This window comes from bacterium (assembly GCA_024226335.1).
Lineage (GTDB): Bacteria > Myxococcota_A > UBA9160 > SZUA-336 > SZUA-336 > JAAELY01.
This window is the reverse complement of record JAAELY010000357.1, coordinates 1-851: the sequence shown is the minus strand read 5'-3', so window position 1 is coordinate 851 and position 851 is coordinate 1. Positions and strand designations below refer to the sequence as shown.

The 851-nt window shown below is 60.6% G+C and carries 1 protein-coding gene; it reads left to right on the top strand.

All coding sequences use genetic code 11. The annotated features are described in order from the left end of the window. A partial coding sequence (gene nrfD, locus GY725_18685; protein MCP4006215.1) for a polysulfide reductase NrfD occupies positions 1-851 on the top strand: 851 nt, incomplete at both ends.

Sequence of the window (851 nt, the reverse complement as noted above, 5' to 3'; positions counted from 1 at the left end):
TTCCGCTCGGCCCTGTGCTGGGACGTGTTCGCGATCTCGACCTATTTCCTGATCTCGCTCGGTTTCTGGTACATCGGCTTGATCCCGGACCTGGCGACCCTGCGCGACCGTGCGAAGTCGCGGATCAAGCGCTTCCTGTGCCGCTTCTTCTCCCTCGGCTGGGACGGGTCCATGCGCACCTGGAACCGCTACGAGACGGTCTACCTGCTGCTCGCCGGCCTGGCGACGCCGCTGGTCTTCTCGGTGCACACCATTGTCAGCATGGACTTCGCGACCTCGCTCATTCCGGGGTGGCACACGACGGTCTTCCCACCCTACTTCGTGTCGGGGGCCATCTTCTCCGGCTTGGCGATGGTGCTCACCCTGATGTTGATCGCGCGTAAGACCATGCACCTCGAGGACTACATCACGCCGCGTCACGTGGGAGCGATGTGCAAGCTGATCATCGCCACCGGCGGCATCGTCGCCACCGCCTACGCCACCGAGTTCTTCATCGCCTGGTACTCGGGCAACGAATTCGAGCACTTCGTCTTCATGAACCGCGCCCTGGGACCCTACGCCTGGGCCTACTGGACCATGGTCTCGTGCAACGTCCTGGTGCCTCAGTTCTTCTGGTTCAGCAAGATCCGCAAGAATCTCATGGTGGTCTGGATCCTCTCGATCTTCATCAACATCGGAATGTGGTTCGAGCGTTTCGTGATCATCGTCACCTCGCTCCACCGTGACTTCTTGCCTTCGAGCTGGAGCTACTACGTGCCGACGAAGATCGAGATCGCCACCTTGCTCGGCAGCTTCGGCCTTTTCTTCACACTCTTCCTGCTCTTCTGCCGCTTCCTGCCGGTGATCGCGAT